Genomic DNA, 15493 nt, shown 5'->3' on the forward strand with positions numbered 1-15493 from the left:
TGCGTCACCGTTCCAACAACATCCGCTGCAACTCCCGCGCGGCCCGCGGCGGCGCCACGTCACTGCGGTGCGCCAGCGCGATCGTCCGATGCAGCCCGGGCCGCGCCAGCGGCGTCACCCGCAGCCCACGCCCCGACCGCGCCGCCACCATCCGCGGCACCACGGCCACCCCCAGCCCCGCCCGCACGAACCCCAGCACCGCGTCCATCTCCCCGCCCTCCACCGCGAACGACGGCTCGAACCCCTCGGCACGGCACGCGGCGACCGTCAGCTCCCGCAGGTCGTACCCGTGCCGGAACATCACCAGCCGCTCCCCCTCCAGGTCACCGATCCGCACCGTCCGCCGCTCACCCCCCGGCCGCGGCGCCTCCGGCGACGACACCACCACCAGGTCCTCCCGCAGCAGCTCCACCGTGGTCAGCGCGGGTGACGGCGTCGGCAGCGGCAGGACGACCAGCGCCAGATCCAGCGCGCCGCGCGCCAGCTCCCGTACCAGGTCGTGCGAGCCGCCCTCCTCGATCATCAGCCGGATCCCGGGATACCGGTCGTGGAAGGCGCGCAGCACGTCCGGCAGCAGCCCGGTGCACAGGCTCGGCGTGGCACCGAGCCGCACCCGCCCGCTCCGCAACTGCGCCAGCTCCTGCACCTCGTGCCGGGCGGTGTCCGCGTCCGCGAGGATGCGCCGGGCCAGCGGCAGCAGCGCCTCCCCGGCGTCGGTGAGGGTGATGTTGCCCCGGGCCCGCAGGAACAGGTCCGCCCCCAACTCCCGTTCCAGCGCCTTGATCTGCTGGGACAGCGAGGGCTGGGCCACGTGCACGAGTTCGGCGGCGCGGGTGAAGTGCCGGGTCTCGGCGACGGCCACGAAGTACTGGAGCTGCTGGAACTGCACCCCGCCATCCTAGCCCGACCATAGGCTGCGCCTATCGAATCAAGGTGTTCCATGTCTTGGACCGATGGGGACCTTCGGCCCTAGCGTCTTGAGCCATGGCTCTGGCAACGCGGACGGACCGACGGCCGTCCATGGCACGCACGATGTGGGACAGCTCCGTCGGCAAGAAGACGGTGATGGCGGTCAGCGGACTGATTATGCTGATCTACCTCGTCGTCCATGTGATCGGCAATCTGAAGATCTTCTTCGGGCCCGGCGAGTTCAACCACTACGCCCACTGGCTGCGCACCCTCGGCGAGCCGTTCCTGCACTACGAGTGGGCGCTGTGGATGATCCGGGTGGTGCTGGTCGTCGCCGTCGTCGCGCACGCCGTCTCCGCGTACCAGCTCAGCCGCCGCGACCTGCGGGCGCGCCCCAGCAAGTACGTGCACGGGAAGGCCCGCGCCTCCTACGCCACCCGCACCATGCGCTGGGGCGGGATCATCCTCGGCCTGTTCATCGTCTGGCACGTCCTGGACCTGACCACCGGCACCGTGCACACCGGCGGCTTCGAGCACGGCAAGCCCTACCAGAACGTCGTGGACACCTTCTCCACCTGGTACGGCAACACGATCTACCTCACCGCGATGCTCGCCCTCGGCCTGCACATCCGGCACGGCTTCTGGAGCGCCGCCCAGACCCTCGGCGTCGGCAGCCGCACCCGCGACCGCGCCCTGAAGGCCACGGCCAACGCCCTCGCGCTGGTGCTCACGATCGGCTTCGTCGCCGCACCCGTGGGCGTCATGACCGGACTGGTGGACTGACATGACTGACATAACCGACGTGACCGACGTGAACGAGTACGTGAACTACGCGACGGGCGAACCGATCGCCGACACCAAGGCCCCGGCCGGGCCGGTGCACGAGCGCTGGGACAAGCGGCGCTTCGAGGCCAAGCTGGTCAACCCGGCCAACCGGCGCAAGCACACCGTCATCGTCGTCGGCACCGGCCTCGCGGGCGGCTCCGCCGGGGCCACCCTCGCCGAGCAGGGCTACCACGTCGTCCAGTTCTGCTACCAGGACTCCCCGCGCCGCGCCCACTCCATCGCCGCGCAAGGCGGCATCAACGCGGCGAAGAACTACCGCAACGACGGCGACTCCGTGCACCGGCTGTTCTACGACACCGTCAAGGGCGGCGACTTCCGGGCCCGGGAGTCCAACGTGCACCGGCTGGCGCAGATCTCCGTGGAGATCATCGACCAGTGCGTGGCGCAGGGCGTGCCGTTCGCCCGCGAGTACGGCGGCCTGCTCGACACCCGTTCCTTCGGCGGCGTCCAGGTCTCGCGCACCTTCTACGCCCGCGGCCAGACGGGGCAGCAGCTCCTCCTCGGCGCCTACCAGGCGCTCAGCAGGCAGATCGCGGCCGGGAACGTCGAGATGCACCCGCGTACCGAGATGCTCGACCTGATCGTCGTGGACGGCAGGGCGCGCGGGATCGTCGCCCGGGACCTGGTCACCGGCAGGATCGACACCTACTTCGCGGACGCCGTCGTCCTCGCCTCCGGCGGCTACGGCAACGTCTTCTACCTGTCGACGAACGCCATGAACTCCAACGCCACCGCCGTCTGGCGGGCACACCGGCGCGGCGCGTACTTCGGCAACCCCTGCTTCACCCAGATCCACCCCACCTGCATCCCGCGCACCGGCGACCACCAGTCCAAGCTGACGCTGATGAGCGAGTCGCTGCGCAACGACGGCCGGATCTGGGTGCCGAAGGCCAAGGGCGACGACCGCCCGCCGAACAAGATCCCCGAGGACGAGCGCGACTACTACCTGGAGCGCGTCTACCCGTCCTTCGGCAACCTGGTGCCCCGCGACATCGCCTCCCGCGCCGCCAAGAACGTCTGCGACGAGGGCAGGGGAGTGGGCCCCGGCGGGCAGGGCGTGTACCTGGACTTCGCGGACGCGATCCGGCGCATGGGCCGCAAGGCCGTCGAGGCGAAGTACGGCAACCTCTTCGACATGTACCAGCGGATCACCGACGAGGATCCGTACGAGGTGCCGATGCGGATCTACCCGGCCGTGCACTACACGATGGGCGGCCTGTGGGTCGACTACGACCTCCAGACCACCGTCCCCGGGCTGTTCGCGATCGGGGAGGCCAACTTCTCCGACCACGGCGCCAACCGGCTCGGCGCGAGCGCGCTGATGCAGGGCCTGGCCGACGGCTACTTCGTGCTCCCCGCCACCCTCAACGACTACCTGGCCCGCAACCCCCACCAGGAGCCGCTGACCGACGACCACCCCGCCGTGCGCGCGGTGACGACGGAGACGACGGAGCGCCTGGAGCGGCTGCTCGCCGTCGACGGCGACCGCACACCGGACTCCTTCCACCGCGAACTAGGCGAGCTGATGTGGGAGTTCTGCGGCATGGCCCGCACCGAGTCCGGGCTGCGCAAGGCGCTGGAGCGGATTCCGCAGATCCGCGAGGAGTTCTGGCGGCGGATCAAGGTGCCCGGCACCGGCGAGGAGTTCAACCAGTCGCTGGAGAAGGCCAACCGCATCGTGGACTACCTGGAGCTGGCCGAGCTGATGTGCCTCGACGCGCTGCACCGCGCCGAGTCCTGCGGCGGCCACTTCCGCGAGGAGTCCCAGACCCCCGACGGTGAGGCCGCCCGCCGCGACGAGGAGTTCTCCTACGCCGCGGCCTGGGAGTTCACCGGCACCGGCACGGCCCCCGTGCTGCACAAGGAAGACCTGGTCTTCGAGTACGTCCACCCCACCCAGCGGAGCTACGCATGAGGCTCACCCTGCGCGTCTGGCGGCAGCGTAACGCCGACGCCGAAGGCGCCATGTCCACGTACGAGGTGGACGGCATCTCCTCCGACATGTCGTTCCTGGAGATGCTCGACACCCTCAACGAGGAACTCATCCTCAAGGGGGAGGACCCCGTCGCCTTCGACCACGACTGCCGCGAGGGCATCTGCGGCGCCTGCTCCCTCGTCATCAACGGCGACGCGCACGGCCCGGAGCGCACCACGACCTGCCAGTTGCACATGCGGTCCTTCAAGGACGGCGACACGATCGACATCGAGCCGTGGCGGGCGTCCGCCTTCCCGGTGATCAAGGACCTGGTGGTGGACCGGTCGGCGTTCGACCGGATCATCCAGGCGGGCGGCTACATCACCGCCCCCACCGGCTCCGCGCCGGAGGCGCACGCCACGCCGGTGCCGAAGCCGGACGCCGACTTCGCGTTCGAACACGCGGAGTGCATCGGCTGCGGGGCGTGCGTGGCCGCGTGCCCCAACGGCGCGGCGATGCTGTTCACCTCCGCCAAGGTCAACCACCTGAACGTGCTGCCGCAGGGCGCGCCCGAGCGGGAGACGCGGGTGCTCGACATGGTGGCGCAGATGGACGAGGAGGGCTTCGGCGGCTGCACCCTCACCGGGGAGTGCGCGACCGCCTGCCCCAAGGGCATCCCGCTGATGTCGATCACCAGCATGAACAAGGAGTGGCTGCGGGCCACGCGCAAGGCGGCCAAGCGGTAGCCGCCAGGGACGTTCGCCGCGGTGGCGGGCGGGCGGGGCCGGGGTGTGGTGCTCATCCCCGGCCCCGTCTGGTTTCCGCTCCGGCCCCGTCTGGTTTCCGCTCCGGGCCCGTCTGGTTTTCGCCCCGGGCCCGTCCGGTTTCTGTCGTTCAACAGGTTCACATCAACTCTCCCGGCAGTCGTCACGTGGGCGCCAACCCGTCTCGGAAGAACAAGGGACGACGGCACCGCTCGCCGTCGCCCGTCCCTGACCAGGAGAAACCCATGACCGGCGTGTCCACGCTCGACCGTCCCCCGCAGCCCGCGGCCCCCACCCGCTACACCGTCACCGTGGCCCGCGACGAGGCCGACGTCCGGGCCGCCCAGCGCCTGCGGCACGACGTCTTCGCCGGGGAGATGGGCGCGCTGCTGGCCAGCGCCGAGCCGGGTCTCGACGTCGACGCGTTCGACGCGTACTGCGACCACCTGCTCGTCCACGACAACCACACCGGGCAGGTCGTCGGCACCTACCGGCTGCTGCCGCCCGAGCGGGCCGCCGTCGCCGGGCGGCTGTACTCCGAGGGCGAGTTCGACCTCACCGCGCTGGCCCCGGTCCGCGGCCAGCTCGTCGAGGTCGGCCGCTCCTGCGTCCACCCCGACCACCGCGACGGCGCCGTCATCGGCCTGATCTGGGCCGGGATCGCCCGCTACATGACCGACCGCGGCCACGAGTGGCTGGCGGGCTGCTGCTCCGTACCGCTCGCCGACGGGGGCACCCTCGCCGCCGCCACCTGGGACCGGGTGCGCGACAAGCACCTGGCGCCCGCGGAGTACCGGGTACGGCCGCTGCTGCCGTGGCGCGCGGACGGCGTGGCCCGCCCGGCCGGGCGCACCGAACTGCCGCCGCTGCTGCGCGGCTACCTCCGCCTCGGCGCCTGGGTGTGCGGCGAGCCGGCGCACGACGCGGACTTCGGCGTCGCCGACCTGTACGTGCTGCTGTCGATGCGCCGGGTCAACGAGCGCTACCTGCGGCACTTCCTCTCCCTCGTCCCGTCGGTCTGATGAGCGTCTGGCTGCCCGGCGCGCCCTGCACCCCGCGGGCCTGCGTCGAGCCCGCGGGGCGGGGCGCGGTGACGGCGCGGGCCGTGCTGCGGCTGACCGCCGTGGCGGTGGTGCTGCTCGCCGGGATCGTGCTGCTCCCGGTCGGCAGGCGGGTCCCGGCCGCGCTGGTGCGCCGGTGGTCGCTGACGGTCGTACGCGCCGCGGGGGTGCGGGTCCGGGTGCGCGGCGGTGCCGCCCCGGCGGGCGGGGTGCTGCTGGTCGCCAACCACATCTCGTGGCTGGACATCCCGCTGCTGGCCGCCGTACGCCCCGCCCGGATGATCGCCAAGGCGGAGATACGGCGGTGGCCGGTCGCGGGGGCGCTCGCCGCGCGGGCCGGGGTCGTCTTCATCGAGCGCGACCGGCTGCGCGCCCTCCCGGGCACCGTCGCCCACCTCGCGGACGCGCTGCGCTCCGGTGCCGCCGTGGGCGTGTTCCCCGAGGGCAGCACCTGGTGCGGGCGCGCGCAGGGGACCTTCCGGCGGGCCGTGTTCCAGGCGGCCCTGGACGCGGGCGTCCCGGTGCAGCCCGTACGGCTGGGCTACCGCCTGGACAGCGGCGCCGCCAGCACGGCCGCCGCCTTCGTCGGGGACGACTCCCTGCTGGCCTCCCTCTGGCGGGTGGCCGCCACCCGTGGCCTGGTCGCGGAGGTCGACGTACGGCCCGTGATCCCGCCCGGCGCCCACCAGGACCGCCGCGCGCTGGCCCACGCCGCCCAGACCGGGTGAGGGAAATATGTGCTTTGGGGTGCCTATGTTCCGTTTCTGGACTCCTGTGGCGGTGACTCGGAACGCGTCGCACCGTATTCCGGAAGGAGGGTGATGCCAGATGATCACCCGCGACCAGATCAGCAACGTACTGGACCACCCCGTCTACGACGGGGAGGGCCACAAGATCGGTGAGGCCAAGCACGTCTTCTTCGACGACATGACCGGCCGTCCCGAGTGGGTGACCGTCAAGACCGGGTGGTTCGGCTCCAACGAGTCCTTCGTCCCCATCCGGGAGGCCCACCTCGTCGAGGACCGCGTGGAGGTCCCGTACCGCAAGGACCAGGTCAAGGAAGCGCCCAACGTGGACGTCGACGCGGGCGGCCACCTGTCGGAGTCGGAGGAGCACCGCCTCTACGACTACTACGGCATCAACTGGGACAGCGTCCTGGAGGACGACCAGACCGGGCAGTACGGCGAGACGGGGCAGGCCGGGCAGGCCGGGCCGTACGGCGAGACCGGCTACGCCGCGGGCACGACGGGCACGATGGGCGCCACCGGTGCCGCGGGCATGGCCGGGACCGGCGGCATGGCCGGTACCGCCGGTGCGGCGGGCAGAACCGGACGGTACGCCGACGACGACGCCATGACCCGCTCCGAGGAGCAGATGCACGTCGGCGTCGAACGGCGGGAGTCCGGGCGGGCCAGGCTGCGCAAGTACGTGGTCACCGAGGAGGTCGAGACGACCGTGCCGCTCAGGCACGAGGAGGTGCGCGTCGAGCGCGAGCCCATCACCGACGCCAACCGGGACGCCGCGCTCTCCGGCCCCGAGATCAGCGAGGCCGAGCACGAGGTCACCCTGCACGAGGAGCGCCCCGTCGTGGAGACCGAGGCGGTGCCCGTGGAGCGGGTGCGGATGACCACCGACGAGCGCACCGAGGAGGAGACCGTACGCGGCCAGGTCCGCAAGGAGCGCATCGAGGCCGAGGGCGTCGAGCCCGGCGACATCCGTCCGGGGAGCGAGTGACCCCCACCGACGGTCACCCGTGAGGGGCGCGGCCCCTCACGGGTCCGGGTCGGCCAGCAGCGGCCCCAGCGGGCCGAGGTCGAGGTTCAGGTCGGAGCGGCTCAGCCCGTGCTGCTCGCACAGGTCGTCCATACGGCGGTCGAGCAGCATCAGCGCCGTCCCGAGCCGGTCCTCCTGCTCCGCGCTCAGCGTCCCCTCGTCGAACCGGCGCACCGCCTGCCGCTCCATGAGCTGCCGCAGCAGCTCCACCACGGTCAGCACGAGCGCGGCCAGGTCGTTCGCCACCCGCTCCGGATCGAGGTCGACGGAGCGGGCCCGTCCCGCGCTCACAGCGGCCCGCTGTCCGGCCAGGGAGCGGGCACCCGCTCGTTGACCGACGACAGCAGGGCGTGCAGCGAGATCCGCACCAGCGGCACGTCGGCGATGGCCAGCACCAGGTCCCCGCTGACCACCACCCCGGTCGCCAGCACCCGGTCCAGCAGGTCCACGAGCGGCACCCCGACCGGCGCGTACGGCTCCGCCTCGTCCCACGGCACGGACGGCCGCCCCGGCTCCCTGACGTCGGGGACGGTCATACGGTGGCCTCCCGCCGTTCCTCGTCGAGGCGGGCGAACGAGTACGGGACCCAGGGCCCGGACGCGACCACCTCGACGCCCCGGCGCCGCCCCTCGGCGGTGAGCCGTTCCAGGGCGCCGGTGAAGGCCGCCCGCTCCGCCTCGGCCACCAGGTAGGCCACGTTCAGCAGTTGCGGGGCGGCGGTGCCGGTCAACTGCTCGCTCTGCGGCCGGTGCCGGGTCGCGGCGACGGCGTACCGCCGCAGCTCCCGGTCCACGGCGCCCGCCTCCGCCAGGGCCCGCTCCCGCGCCTCGCTCCGGGTACGCCGCCGGGCGCTGGCCCGGCTCAGGTACGCCCGCCCGGCGGCGGCCCGACCGGCGCCGTCGTCCCGCGGCACCGACACGGCCCCGGCCTCCCGGGTCCCCCCGGTCTCCCGGGCGTGGATCTTCACCGCCCACTCCCTGCGGTCCCGCAGCCGGTCGAGCAGGGCGGACAACTCGGTGGCGCGCCCGGTGACGGCCCGCGCGGCGGCGGCCTCGGTGCGGTACAGCGTCGCCAGCGGCAGCGGCACCACCGGACCCCAGCGCGCGGCCACCTCGACGGCCCGGTGGTGCGCACGGGCGACGCGCTCCAGTTCGTCGCGCCGCTCCAGCCGCTCCGCCAGGGCCGTCTCGTCGAACGCGGACGCGGGCACGTCCTGCACGAGCAGAGACAGCTCCCCGGCCGCGAGGACCCGCAGCGGGCCGCCGCCGTCATGGCCGGGCGTGCCCCCCAGGTCGGCCGAGGACCCGGGGTCGCGGGTCACGGCGAAGGCACACAGGAGGGTCGCGTTCACCGGACGCCCTCCGGTTCCGCGTCCGCCGCGCCCTCCAGGAGGGCCAGGCGCTCCCGCAGCCGGGCGTTCTCCTCGGCGAGCGCGCTCTTCGCCGCCCGGGAGGACAGCGCCGGGTCCGTCTCCCACCAGTCGATGCCCGCCTTCTTCGCGGTGTCGACGGAGGCGACGAACAACCGCAGGCGGATGGTGAGCAGTTCGATGTCGAGCAGGTCGATCTTGATGTCGCCCGCGATGACGATGCCCTTGTCGAGGACGCGTTCCAGCAGGTCGGCGAGGTTTCCGCTGACGGGCGCGTACGGCTGGGCGCCGGATTCCGCGGGCGGCCAGGTGCCGAGGTCGGTCACGGCGCGGCTCCCGCCGTGCGGTCAGCGACGCCGCCGGACGGCGCGGCCGTCGTCCCCGTCCTCGTCGTCCTCCTCGTCGTCCTCTTCGGCCTCGTCATCGTCTTCGTCTTCGTCCTCGTACTCATCCTCGTACTCGTCCTCTTCGTCGACGGCGTCGTACGCCTCGTCCTCCAGGGCCTCCTCGTGCGTGCGGACGACCTCGCCCTCGCGGATCTCGCCGCGCCAGCCCTCCACCTCCTCGTCGGCGTGCAGGGTGACGTGGCGGGCGAAGTGCTTGAGGTCGAGGCGGAGCCGACGGCCCTGGGCGCGCCAGAGGTTGCCGGTCTTCTCGAAGAAGCCCGTGGGGAAGTACTCGACGACCAGCACGATCCGGGTCAGGGAGGGCGCCAGCTCGTGGAAGGTGACCGCGCCCCGCGTGGTGCCCTTGGCGCCCTCGGACGTCCAGGCGATCCGCTCGTCGGGAAGCTGCTCCCACACGGTCGCCCGCCAACTGCGGCTGGACGGGCCGACCTTGACGTTCCAGTCGGACTCCACCTCGTCGGAGCGGGTGACGCTGCGGGCGCCCTTGGTGAAGGTGGCGAAGTCCTCGAACCGGGTCCACTGGTCGTACGCGGTGCGCACGGGCACCCCGACGTCGATCGACTCCACGATGACGGTGGCCTTGACGCCGCCGCCGCCGCCTCCGCCGTCGCCGCGTCGGCCGCCGCCCCGGCCCGCCTCGGACAGCCGGTCCGTGAGGCGGCCGACCTGCTTCCCCGCCCGGCCCGCGAGGCTGCCGCCCAGGGCGGTGACGTAGCCGCCGAGCGCGTCCTTGAGGTCGTCGAGCGGAGAGGCCGTGGTCATCTCGGCTCACCCGCCCCGCCGAGGGCCTCGGTGCGCTCCCGGAGCGTGTCCGCGAGGGCCGTGACGCGCCGGTTGGCGGCGGCCGTGACCGCCGCGCGGCCCGTCCGCAGCAGCTCGCCGCGCACCTGGTCGGACAGCTCCTGGAACTCCGGCGCCTGCTGGAGCCTCGTCAGGCTGGCGGCGACGAGCTGTCCGGGCGAGAGGCCGAGGCGCCGTCCCGCGAGGTACGAGGCGACGGCGATCGCCAGGCGCGCCTTCCTGGTACGGCCCAGCAGATAGCCGCCAGCCACGGCCGCGGTCAGGGCCACCTTGGTGTCGTTCATGGACGCCTTCCCTGGGGGCGGTGGGGGCGGGGCCGGGTACGGCCGGGGCCGGGCGGGATGTCCTCAAGGAGCGTGAGCAGCCGCTCCTCCTCGCGCTCGAACGCCGCCTCGTCGATCTCACCCCGGTCGAGGGCGTCGTTGAGCGCGGCAAGCCGGGCCCGCGCGGCGCGTGGATCGCCGGTCTGGCGCCGGGCCTCGGTGACGAGCTGGTCGGCGATCCAGAGGGTGCCCCGCACCGGGGCCAGGGGCAGCAGCAGGAGCCCGCTCACCAGTCCCATCGTCACCGTCCGGGCGTGGCCGCGGCGGGCCCCGCGTCGACGAAGCTGTAGCAGGGCAGCGGCCCGGTGACGCTGAGCGCCAGCCGGTCGCCGAGGGCGCGGGCCTGCTCGGCGACCGCGTCCAGGAACCGCCGCTCGTCGGCGGCGCGCAGCAGGAACGACACGCTGAGCACCTGGTCGTCGTCCACCTCGCCCCCGGCCGTGCGCACGGCCAGCGGGGTCAGCCGGGTGAGCACCTGCCGCGCGGCCCGGCGCGCCTCGGCGCGCACACCCGCGGCGAGCGCCTCCCCGAGGCGGACGTTGGCCTGGTAGCCGGGGCGCCGCCGGGTGCGCGCGGCGAGCGCGCGCAGCCGTTCGTCACGGCGCAGCAGCTCCGCGAAGTAGCCGGGCACGACGGTTCCCTTGAGGTTCATCTCCACGCGGTCCCGTACGGCGTCCAACTGGTCGGTGAGGTCCCGGTGGCCGTCGCGCAGCCGGGCGCGCAGCGCGTCGGCGTCGGGGCTGACCATCGCGAACCGCATCGGCAGGACCGGGCCCTGGGCGGCCAGCTCGGCGAGCACCTCCTGGTGGGCCACCAGGTCGCGGCGCCGGGGCCGCAGCCGCTCGGGCGCGTCGGAGACGGCCGCGCACAGGCCGGAGGCGCGCAGCAGCGAGACCGGCGCACCGGCCACGCCGGTCGAGCGCGGGGGCCGGGCGTCCGGGGGAGTGATGCCGTAGACGTACAGGGCGCGGGTCGCGGTGGCGGTCGCCGGGGCCGTGGCGGTCGTGGGGGTGGTTGGGGTCGTGGGGGTGGTGGGGGCCGTCATTCGTCCTCCTCCGCGCGGCGACGGGGGCGGGGGCGGGCGGGGCGTTCGCGCTCGCGGCGCGCGGCGCGCTCGGCGGGCGGGCGGCGGCGCGGACGCTCCTCGGCCGCCTCGTCGGCGATGGTGCCGTCCTCGTCCTCGTCCTCCGCCTCGGGAGTGAGGAGGTCGTGCACCTTCTCGGTGAGGGACCGCCCGGCCCGCTTGGCACCGGCCCGGCCCAGCGTCTTGGCCATGGGCCCGCCGAACATCTCCGGCACGGTCTTGCTGCGCGAGTCGTGCTCCAGGTCGAGGCGGTTGCAGGCTTCGGCGAACCGCAGGTAGGTGTCGACGCTGGCGACCACGATCCGGGCGTCGATCTTGAGGATCTCGATGCCGACGAGGGAGACGCGGGCGAAGACGTCGATCACCATGCCGCGGTCGAGGATGAGTTCCAGCACGTCGTAGAGGGTTCCGGCGCGGGGCGCGCAGACGACCTCTTCCTCGTAGGTGAGCATCGGTGTCCTTCCGGGCGGGTCGCTGGGGCCGCCGGTCACTGGTCCTGGGCGCCGCGCCGGTAGCGCGCGATGCGGCGGTACTGGGTCAGCTCACCCGACGCGTCCAGCTCCACCTCGTACACGGCGAGGAGGCTGGTGGTGTCGGGGATGCGGGCGAGTTCCAGGACGTCGACGTTGACGATCCAGCCGTCCTCGTCGCCGCGGCGGACCGCGGAGACGCCCTCCAGGCGGTGCCGGATCAGGGAGCTGAGCCCTTCCGCGGCCCGTTCGGCGGCGTCCTGGGCACCGCGGACGCCGCGCTCGCGGGTGGCCGAGGGGGCTTTGCCGTGGCGTCGCTCGCCGGATTCCGTCATGACGACCACTCTGGCCGCGGCGGCCGGGGGGCGCCCGTGGAGTTGGCCCATCCGGGCCACGGGCGGATCGGCGGGCGCGGTCAGCGCAGGCGGGAGGTGACCGCCGCCAGCCGCCGGTAGGAGTCCAGCAGGGCCGTACGGTCGTACGTGCTGGTCGTGACCAGCACCTCCTGAGCGCCCGTCGCCTTCAGCACCGTCTCCAGCTCGTGCTCGACCTGTTCCTCGGTGCCCGCGATGTGCCCGGCCAGGCCCTCCTCGTAGCGGGCGCGCTCCTTGGCGGTCATCGTGCGGGACTCGACGGCCTCGGCGGGCGGCAGCGGCGGGAAGGTGCCGTGGGTGCGGGAGTACGCCATCGACCAGGCCTCGGGGACCAGCAGCCGCCGGGCCGCCTCGGGGGTCGCGGCCACCGCGATGGTGCCGGAGATGACGACGTACGGTTCGGCCGCCCAGGGGGAGGGCGAGAAGCGGTCGCGGTAGCGGTCGACGCCGCGCCGCATCCGGTCCCGGTTCCTCAGGTCGCCGATCACCATCGGCAGGCCCGCGCGGGCCGCGATGTCGGCGCCCTCGCCCATGGCCAGCACGAACGGCGGGACGCGCAGGCCCTCGGCGGGGCGCGCGTGGGCGCCGGTCGGGGAGGTGCCGCGGAACCAGCCGAGGAGTTCGTCGAGCTGCGCGGCGAAGTCGTCCGCGGCGCCCCGGTCCCGGCCCAGCGCCCTGCGCACCCCGTCGGTGAAGCCGACCGAGCGGCCGAGGCCCATGTCGATCCGTCCCGGGAACAGCGACTCCAGGACGCCGAACTGCTCCGCGACCACGAGGGGTTGGTGGTTGGGCAGCATGACGCCGCCGGTACCGACCCGGATGGTGCGGGTCGCGGCGGCCACGGCGGCGGCCAGCACGGTCGGCGCGGAGCCCGCGACGCCGGGCACGCCGTGGTGCTCCGAGACCCAGAAGCGGTGGTAGCCGAGGCGCTCCGCCTCCCGCGCCAGCTCCACGGTGTCCCGCAGCGCCTCCCCGACCGGCCGCCCCTCGCGGGTGCGGGAGCGGTCCAGGACGGAGAAGCGCGTCGACGCCAGTACGGAGGTCACGCAGACGTCAACGCCTGGCACGCCGGGGCATTCCCGCCTCGTCCAGGCGGCCGTTCGGCCAAGCGGCCGTTCGTCCAGGGCGGCCGTTTGTCCAGGGTGGCCGTTTGTCCAGGGTGGCCGTTTGTCTAGGGTGGCCGTGTGACAGCCCACAGCAAGCGCCCCGTGGCCGTGTTCGACCTGGACAACACCCTCGCCGACACCGCCCACCGGCAGCGGTTCCTCCAGCGCAGGCCGCGGGACTGGGACGCCTTCTTCGCCGCCGCGCCGCACGACCCGCCGCTGGCCGAGGGGGTGGCGCTGGCCCTGGCGAGCGCCGAGGAGTGCGAGGTCGTGTACCTCACCGGCCGCCCCGAGCGCTGCCGCCGCGACACCGTGGAGTGGCTCGCGGCGCACGGGCTGCCCGAGGGCACGGTCCACATGCGCCGCGACGACGACCGCAGGCCCGCCCGCCGCACCAAGCTGGAGATCCTGCGCCGCCTGGCCAGCACCCGGGACGTCCGGGTGCTGGTCGACGACGACGAACTGGTCTGCGAGGACGCCGAACGGGCGGGCTTCACCGTGGTCCGCGCCCGCTGGGCGGCCCCGTCCGCCGCGCTGCGGACGGCCCAGGAGCGGGAGGGCCGCACCTGACCCCGCGCGGGTGCCGTCAGTCCCCGTCGTCCAGGCGGAAGCCGACCTTCATGCTCACCTGCCAGTGGGCGATCTCCCCGCCGTCCAACTGGCCCCGCACCTCGGTCACCTCGAACCAGTCGAGGTTGCGCAGGGTCTGCGAGGCGCGGCTGATGCCGTTGCGGATGGCCTGGTCCACGCCCTCCGGCGAGGTGCCGACGATGTCCGTGACCCGGTAGGTGTGGTTCGACATGCGGGTGTTCCTTCCGCCGTGCTCGGATGTGTCGTACGTCACTCAACGGTGCCCCAGGCTGCGACGGAGCGCGAGGCGTCGCCTCCGGGTTCCCCGTTCCGCTTGACCTCCGCATTGGTCCATACCAAAATCCAGCACACCCGTGCGAGCACACACGCTCGTCCCCCCACGTCGGGCCCCTCGACCCTGTCCACCAGACAGAACAGGACCCCTCGTGAGACCTCCAGGCCGTCTGCTCGCCTTCGTCTGCCTCTCCGCCATCCTGACCAGCGGCTGCGGTCTGCTGCCCGGCGAGGACGGCGCCGAGCGGCACACGGTCACCGTGTGGCTGATGAAGGGGAGCGCGTCCCAGGAGTTCATCGACCGGTTCACCGAGGAGTTCGAGAGCGAGCACACCGACCTCGACCTCGACATCCGCATCCAGGAGTGGACCGGCATCGGCGACAAGGTGCACACCGCCCTCAAGGACACCTCGCCCGAGGGCCCCGACGTCATCGAGGTCGGCAACACCCAGGTCTCGCAGTACGTCGACGGCGGCGGCCTGCTCGACCTGACCCTGGAGTCCATGCGGGACTGGGGGATGCGCGACTGGCTGCCCGGCCTCGCGGAACCCGGTGAGCAGCTCTCCCAGCAGTACGGCATCCCCTGGTACGCGGCCAACCGGGTCGTCATCTACCGCAAGGACCTCTTCGCCCAGGCCGGGATCGACGCCGTGCCGAAGACCCGCGAGGAGTGGCTCACCGCCACCGAGCGGCTCAACACCGGCGGCAACCAGGGCATCTACCTCGCCGGACAGGACTGGTACACCCTCGCCGGGTTCATCTGGGACGAGGGCGGCGACCTCGCGGAGGACACCGGCGGCACCTGGAAGGGCACCCTGCACAGCCCCGCCGCCCTGCGCGGCATGGACTTCTACCGCCAGCTCCAGGCGCTCGGCGAGGGCCCCGTCGACGCCGACGAGGAACACCCGCCGCAGGCCGGGGTGTTCGCCGCCGGGCAGGTCGCGCAGATCGTCGCCGTCCCCGGCACCGCCCGCACCATCCTCCAGGAGAACCCCGACCTGGAGGGCGAGCTGGGCTTCTTCCCGGTGCCCGGCCCGACCGCCGAGCGGCCCGGCGCCGTCTTCACCGGCGGCTCCGACCTCGTCGTACCGAAGAACACCGACCACCGGGAGGGCGCGATCGAGGTCGTCTCGGCGCTGGCCGGGGAGAAGTGGAACACCGAGCTGGCCCGCATGATGAACTACGTGCCCAACAAGACCACCCTGGCCACCGCCGTGGCCGGTGAGGAGGGGGTCGCCGCCATGGCGGCCGGGGCCGCCCAGGGCCGGGCGACCCCCGCCACACCGGAGTGGGCCAACGTCGAGGCGGACAACCCGATCAAGGAGTACATGACCAGGGTCCTCAACGGCGCCGACCCGGCGACAGAGGCCCGCAACGCCTCCCGGCGCGTCACCGAGGCGCTGGCGGTACCCCTGTCCTGACCTGCC

21 protein-coding genes are annotated in these 15493 nt (G+C 73.3%); 8 read left to right on the forward strand and 13 right to left on the reverse strand.

Annotated features, from left to right (window positions below):
- Window positions 1-4 precede the first annotated feature (4 nt).
- Window positions 5-889 (reverse strand): LysR family transcriptional regulator, encoded by an 885-nt coding sequence (locus ACFQZ6_RS31735; RefSeq protein ID WP_381616131.1) that lies wholly within the window; start codon window positions 887-889, stop codon window positions 5-7.
- Between the two features lie 131 nt (window positions 890-1020).
- Here ACFQZ6_RS31735 and ACFQZ6_RS31740 point away from each other — a divergent pair, with 131 nt between their 5' ends.
- The 6 genes from ACFQZ6_RS31740 (at window position 1021) to ACFQZ6_RS31765 (ending at window position 7229) form a co-directional block, all read left to right on the forward strand.
- Entirely contained in the window at window positions 1021-1692 is a 672-nt protein-coding gene (locus tag ACFQZ6_RS31740; protein ID WP_381616134.1) for a succinate dehydrogenase, read from the forward strand.
- Between the two features lies 1 nt (window position 1693).
- On the forward strand, window positions 1694-3670 hold the full coding sequence (locus ACFQZ6_RS31745; protein ID WP_381616136.1) for a fumarate reductase/succinate dehydrogenase flavoprotein subunit: 1977 nt from the start codon (window positions 1694-1696) through the stop codon (window positions 3668-3670).
- Window positions 3667-4416, forward strand: a complete 750-nt coding sequence (locus ACFQZ6_RS31750) for a succinate dehydrogenase/fumarate reductase iron-sulfur subunit (RefSeq protein ID WP_381616139.1) — start codon at window positions 3667-3669, stop codon at window positions 4414-4416. The genes ACFQZ6_RS31745 and ACFQZ6_RS31750 overlap by 4 nt, the downstream gene beginning before the upstream one ends.
- Window positions 4417-4679: 263 nt before the next feature.
- The gene (locus ACFQZ6_RS31755; protein WP_381616141.1) at window positions 4680-5456 is read left to right on the forward strand and encodes a GNAT family N-acetyltransferase; all 777 of its coding nucleotides are present in this window, start codon (window positions 4680-4682) and stop codon (window positions 5454-5456) included.
- Window positions 5456-6223 carry a lysophospholipid acyltransferase family protein gene (locus ACFQZ6_RS31760; protein ID WP_381616144.1) on the forward strand — a complete coding sequence of 256 codons (768 nt, stop codon included), beginning with the start codon at window positions 5456-5458 and terminating at the stop codon, window positions 6221-6223. Before ACFQZ6_RS31755 ends, ACFQZ6_RS31760 begins: the two co-directional genes overlap by 1 nt.
- A 100-nt stretch (window positions 6224-6323) precedes the next feature.
- Entirely contained in the window at window positions 6324-7229 is a 906-nt protein-coding gene (locus ACFQZ6_RS31765; protein WP_381616147.1) for a DUF2382 domain-containing protein, read from the forward strand.
- A gap of 36 nt (window positions 7230-7265) precedes the next feature.
- Here the strand turns inward: ACFQZ6_RS31765 and ACFQZ6_RS31770 are convergent, their stop codons facing one another.
- The 11 genes from ACFQZ6_RS31770 to ACFQZ6_RS31820 all read right to left on the reverse strand — a co-directional run bounded on the left by ACFQZ6_RS31770 (window position 7266) and on the right by ACFQZ6_RS31820 (window position 13142).
- Entirely contained in the window at window positions 7266-7559 is a 294-nt protein-coding gene (locus ACFQZ6_RS31770) for a gas vesicle protein K (protein ID WP_381616150.1), read from the reverse strand.
- Window positions 7556-7804, reverse strand: coding sequence for a gas vesicle protein (locus tag ACFQZ6_RS31775; protein WP_381616153.1), 249 nt, complete (start codon window positions 7802-7804; stop codon window positions 7556-7558). Before ACFQZ6_RS31775 ends, ACFQZ6_RS31770 begins: the two co-directional genes overlap by 4 nt.
- Window positions 7801-8619: a GvpL/GvpF family gas vesicle protein gene (locus ACFQZ6_RS31780; protein WP_381616156.1), complete on the reverse strand. Its 819-nt coding sequence runs from the start codon at window positions 8617-8619 to the stop codon at window positions 7801-7803. The genes ACFQZ6_RS31775 and ACFQZ6_RS31780 overlap by 4 nt, the downstream gene beginning before the upstream one ends.
- Complete coding sequence (locus ACFQZ6_RS31785) at window positions 8616-8963, reverse strand: gas vesicle protein (RefSeq protein ID WP_381616159.1); 348 nt, start codon at window positions 8961-8963, stop codon at window positions 8616-8618. Before ACFQZ6_RS31785 ends, ACFQZ6_RS31780 begins: the two co-directional genes overlap by 4 nt.
- 21 nt (window positions 8964-8984) lie before the next feature.
- The gene (locus ACFQZ6_RS31790; RefSeq protein ID WP_381616162.1) at window positions 8985-9806 is read right to left on the reverse strand and encodes an SRPBCC family protein; all 822 of its coding nucleotides are present in this window, start codon (window positions 9804-9806) and stop codon (window positions 8985-8987) included.
- Window positions 9803-10129 carry a hypothetical protein gene (locus ACFQZ6_RS31795; protein ID WP_381616164.1) on the reverse strand — a complete coding sequence of 109 codons (327 nt, stop codon included), beginning with the start codon at window positions 10127-10129 and terminating at the stop codon, window positions 9803-9805. Before ACFQZ6_RS31795 ends, ACFQZ6_RS31790 begins: the two co-directional genes overlap by 4 nt.
- On the reverse strand, window positions 10126-10407 hold the full coding sequence (locus tag ACFQZ6_RS31800; RefSeq protein WP_381618809.1) for a gas vesicle protein GvpG: 282 nt from the start codon (window positions 10405-10407) through the stop codon (window positions 10126-10128). Before ACFQZ6_RS31800 ends, ACFQZ6_RS31795 begins: the two co-directional genes overlap by 4 nt.
- A gap of 2 nt (window positions 10408-10409) precedes the next feature.
- Window positions 10410-11213 carry a GvpL/GvpF family gas vesicle protein gene (locus ACFQZ6_RS31805; RefSeq protein WP_381616167.1) on the reverse strand — a complete coding sequence of 268 codons (804 nt, stop codon included), beginning with the start codon at window positions 11211-11213 and terminating at the stop codon, window positions 10410-10412.
- The gene (locus tag ACFQZ6_RS31810; protein WP_381616170.1) at window positions 11210-11704 is read right to left on the reverse strand and encodes a gas vesicle structural protein GvpA; all 495 of its coding nucleotides are present in this window, start codon (window positions 11702-11704) and stop codon (window positions 11210-11212) included. The genes ACFQZ6_RS31805 and ACFQZ6_RS31810 overlap by 4 nt, the downstream gene beginning before the upstream one ends.
- A gap of 35 nt (window positions 11705-11739) precedes the next feature.
- Window positions 11740-12057, reverse strand: a complete 318-nt coding sequence (locus ACFQZ6_RS31815; RefSeq protein WP_381616173.1) for a gas vesicle protein GvpO — start codon at window positions 12055-12057, stop codon at window positions 11740-11742.
- Window positions 12058-12137: 80 nt separating this feature from the next.
- Window positions 12138-13142, reverse strand: a complete 1005-nt coding sequence (locus ACFQZ6_RS31820; RefSeq protein WP_381616176.1) for an LLM class flavin-dependent oxidoreductase — start codon at window positions 13140-13142, stop codon at window positions 12138-12140.
- 138 nt (window positions 13143-13280) lie between these two features.
- Between ACFQZ6_RS31820 and ACFQZ6_RS31825 the strand changes: the two genes are divergently transcribed.
- Complete coding sequence (locus tag ACFQZ6_RS31825; RefSeq protein ID WP_381616179.1) at window positions 13281-13772, forward strand: phosphatase domain-containing protein; 492 nt, start codon at window positions 13281-13283, stop codon at window positions 13770-13772.
- Between the two features lie 16 nt (window positions 13773-13788).
- On the opposite strand, the gene ACFQZ6_RS31830 is transcribed toward ACFQZ6_RS31825, so the two are convergent.
- Window positions 13789-14004 carry a dodecin gene (locus tag ACFQZ6_RS31830; protein ID WP_381616181.1) on the reverse strand — a complete coding sequence of 72 codons (216 nt, stop codon included), beginning with the start codon at window positions 14002-14004 and terminating at the stop codon, window positions 13789-13791.
- A gap of 214 nt (window positions 14005-14218) precedes the next feature.
- Here ACFQZ6_RS31830 and ACFQZ6_RS31835 point away from each other — a divergent pair, with 214 nt between their 5' ends.
- Window positions 14219-15487 (forward strand): extracellular solute-binding protein, encoded by a 1269-nt coding sequence (locus tag ACFQZ6_RS31835; RefSeq protein ID WP_381616184.1) that lies wholly within the window; start codon window positions 14219-14221, stop codon window positions 15485-15487.
- Window positions 15488-15493 lie beyond the last annotated feature (6 nt).

Origin of the sequence: Streptomyces flavalbus (genome assembly GCF_042674625.1) — a bacterium.
Classification (GTDB): domain Bacteria; phylum Actinomycetota; class Actinomycetes; order Streptomycetales; family Streptomycetaceae; genus Streptomyces; species Streptomyces flavalbus.

Coding starts and splice junctions, on each gene's coding strand:
- ACFQZ6_RS31740 (WP_381616134.1), top strand. CDS start 1,021: ATGGCACGCACGATGTGGGACAGCTCCGTCGGCAAGAAGACGGTGATG.
- ACFQZ6_RS31790 (WP_381616162.1), bottom strand. CDS start 9,806: ATGACCACGGCCTCTCCGCTCGACGACCTCAAGGACGCGCTCGGCGGC.
- ACFQZ6_RS31760 (WP_381616144.1), top strand. CDS start 5,456: ATGAGCGTCTGGCTGCCCGGCGCGCCCTGCACCCCGCGGGCCTGCGTC.
- ACFQZ6_RS31775 (WP_381616153.1), bottom strand. CDS start 7,804: ATGACCGTCCCCGACGTCAGGGAGCCGGGGCGGCCGTCCGTGCCGTGG.
- ACFQZ6_RS31795 (WP_381616164.1), bottom strand. CDS start 10,129: ATGAACGACACCAAGGTGGCCCTGACCGCGGCCGTGGCTGGCGGCTAT.
- ACFQZ6_RS31830 (WP_381616181.1), bottom strand. CDS start 14,004: ATGTCGAACCACACCTACCGGGTCACGGACATCGTCGGCACCTCGCCG.
- ACFQZ6_RS31800 (WP_381618809.1), bottom strand. CDS start 10,407: ATGGGACTGGTGAGCGGGCTCCTGCTGCTGCCCCTGGCCCCGGTGCGG.
- ACFQZ6_RS31765 (WP_381616147.1), top strand. CDS start 6,324: ATGATCACCCGCGACCAGATCAGCAACGTACTGGACCACCCCGTCTAC.
- ACFQZ6_RS31805 (WP_381616167.1), bottom strand. CDS start 11,213: ATGACGGCCCCCACCACCCCCACGACCCCAACCACCCCCACGACCGCC.
- ACFQZ6_RS31745 (WP_381616136.1), top strand. CDS start 1,694: ATGACTGACATAACCGACGTGACCGACGTGAACGAGTACGTGAACTAC.
- ACFQZ6_RS31810 (WP_381616170.1), bottom strand. CDS start 11,704: ATGCTCACCTACGAGGAAGAGGTCGTCTGCGCGCCCCGCGCCGGAACC.
- ACFQZ6_RS31750 (WP_381616139.1), top strand. CDS start 3,667: ATGAGGCTCACCCTGCGCGTCTGGCGGCAGCGTAACGCCGACGCCGAA.
- ACFQZ6_RS31815 (WP_381616173.1), bottom strand. CDS start 12,057: ATGACGGAATCCGGCGAGCGACGCCACGGCAAAGCCCCCTCGGCCACC.
- ACFQZ6_RS31755 (WP_381616141.1), top strand. CDS start 4,680: ATGACCGGCGTGTCCACGCTCGACCGTCCCCCGCAGCCCGCGGCCCCC.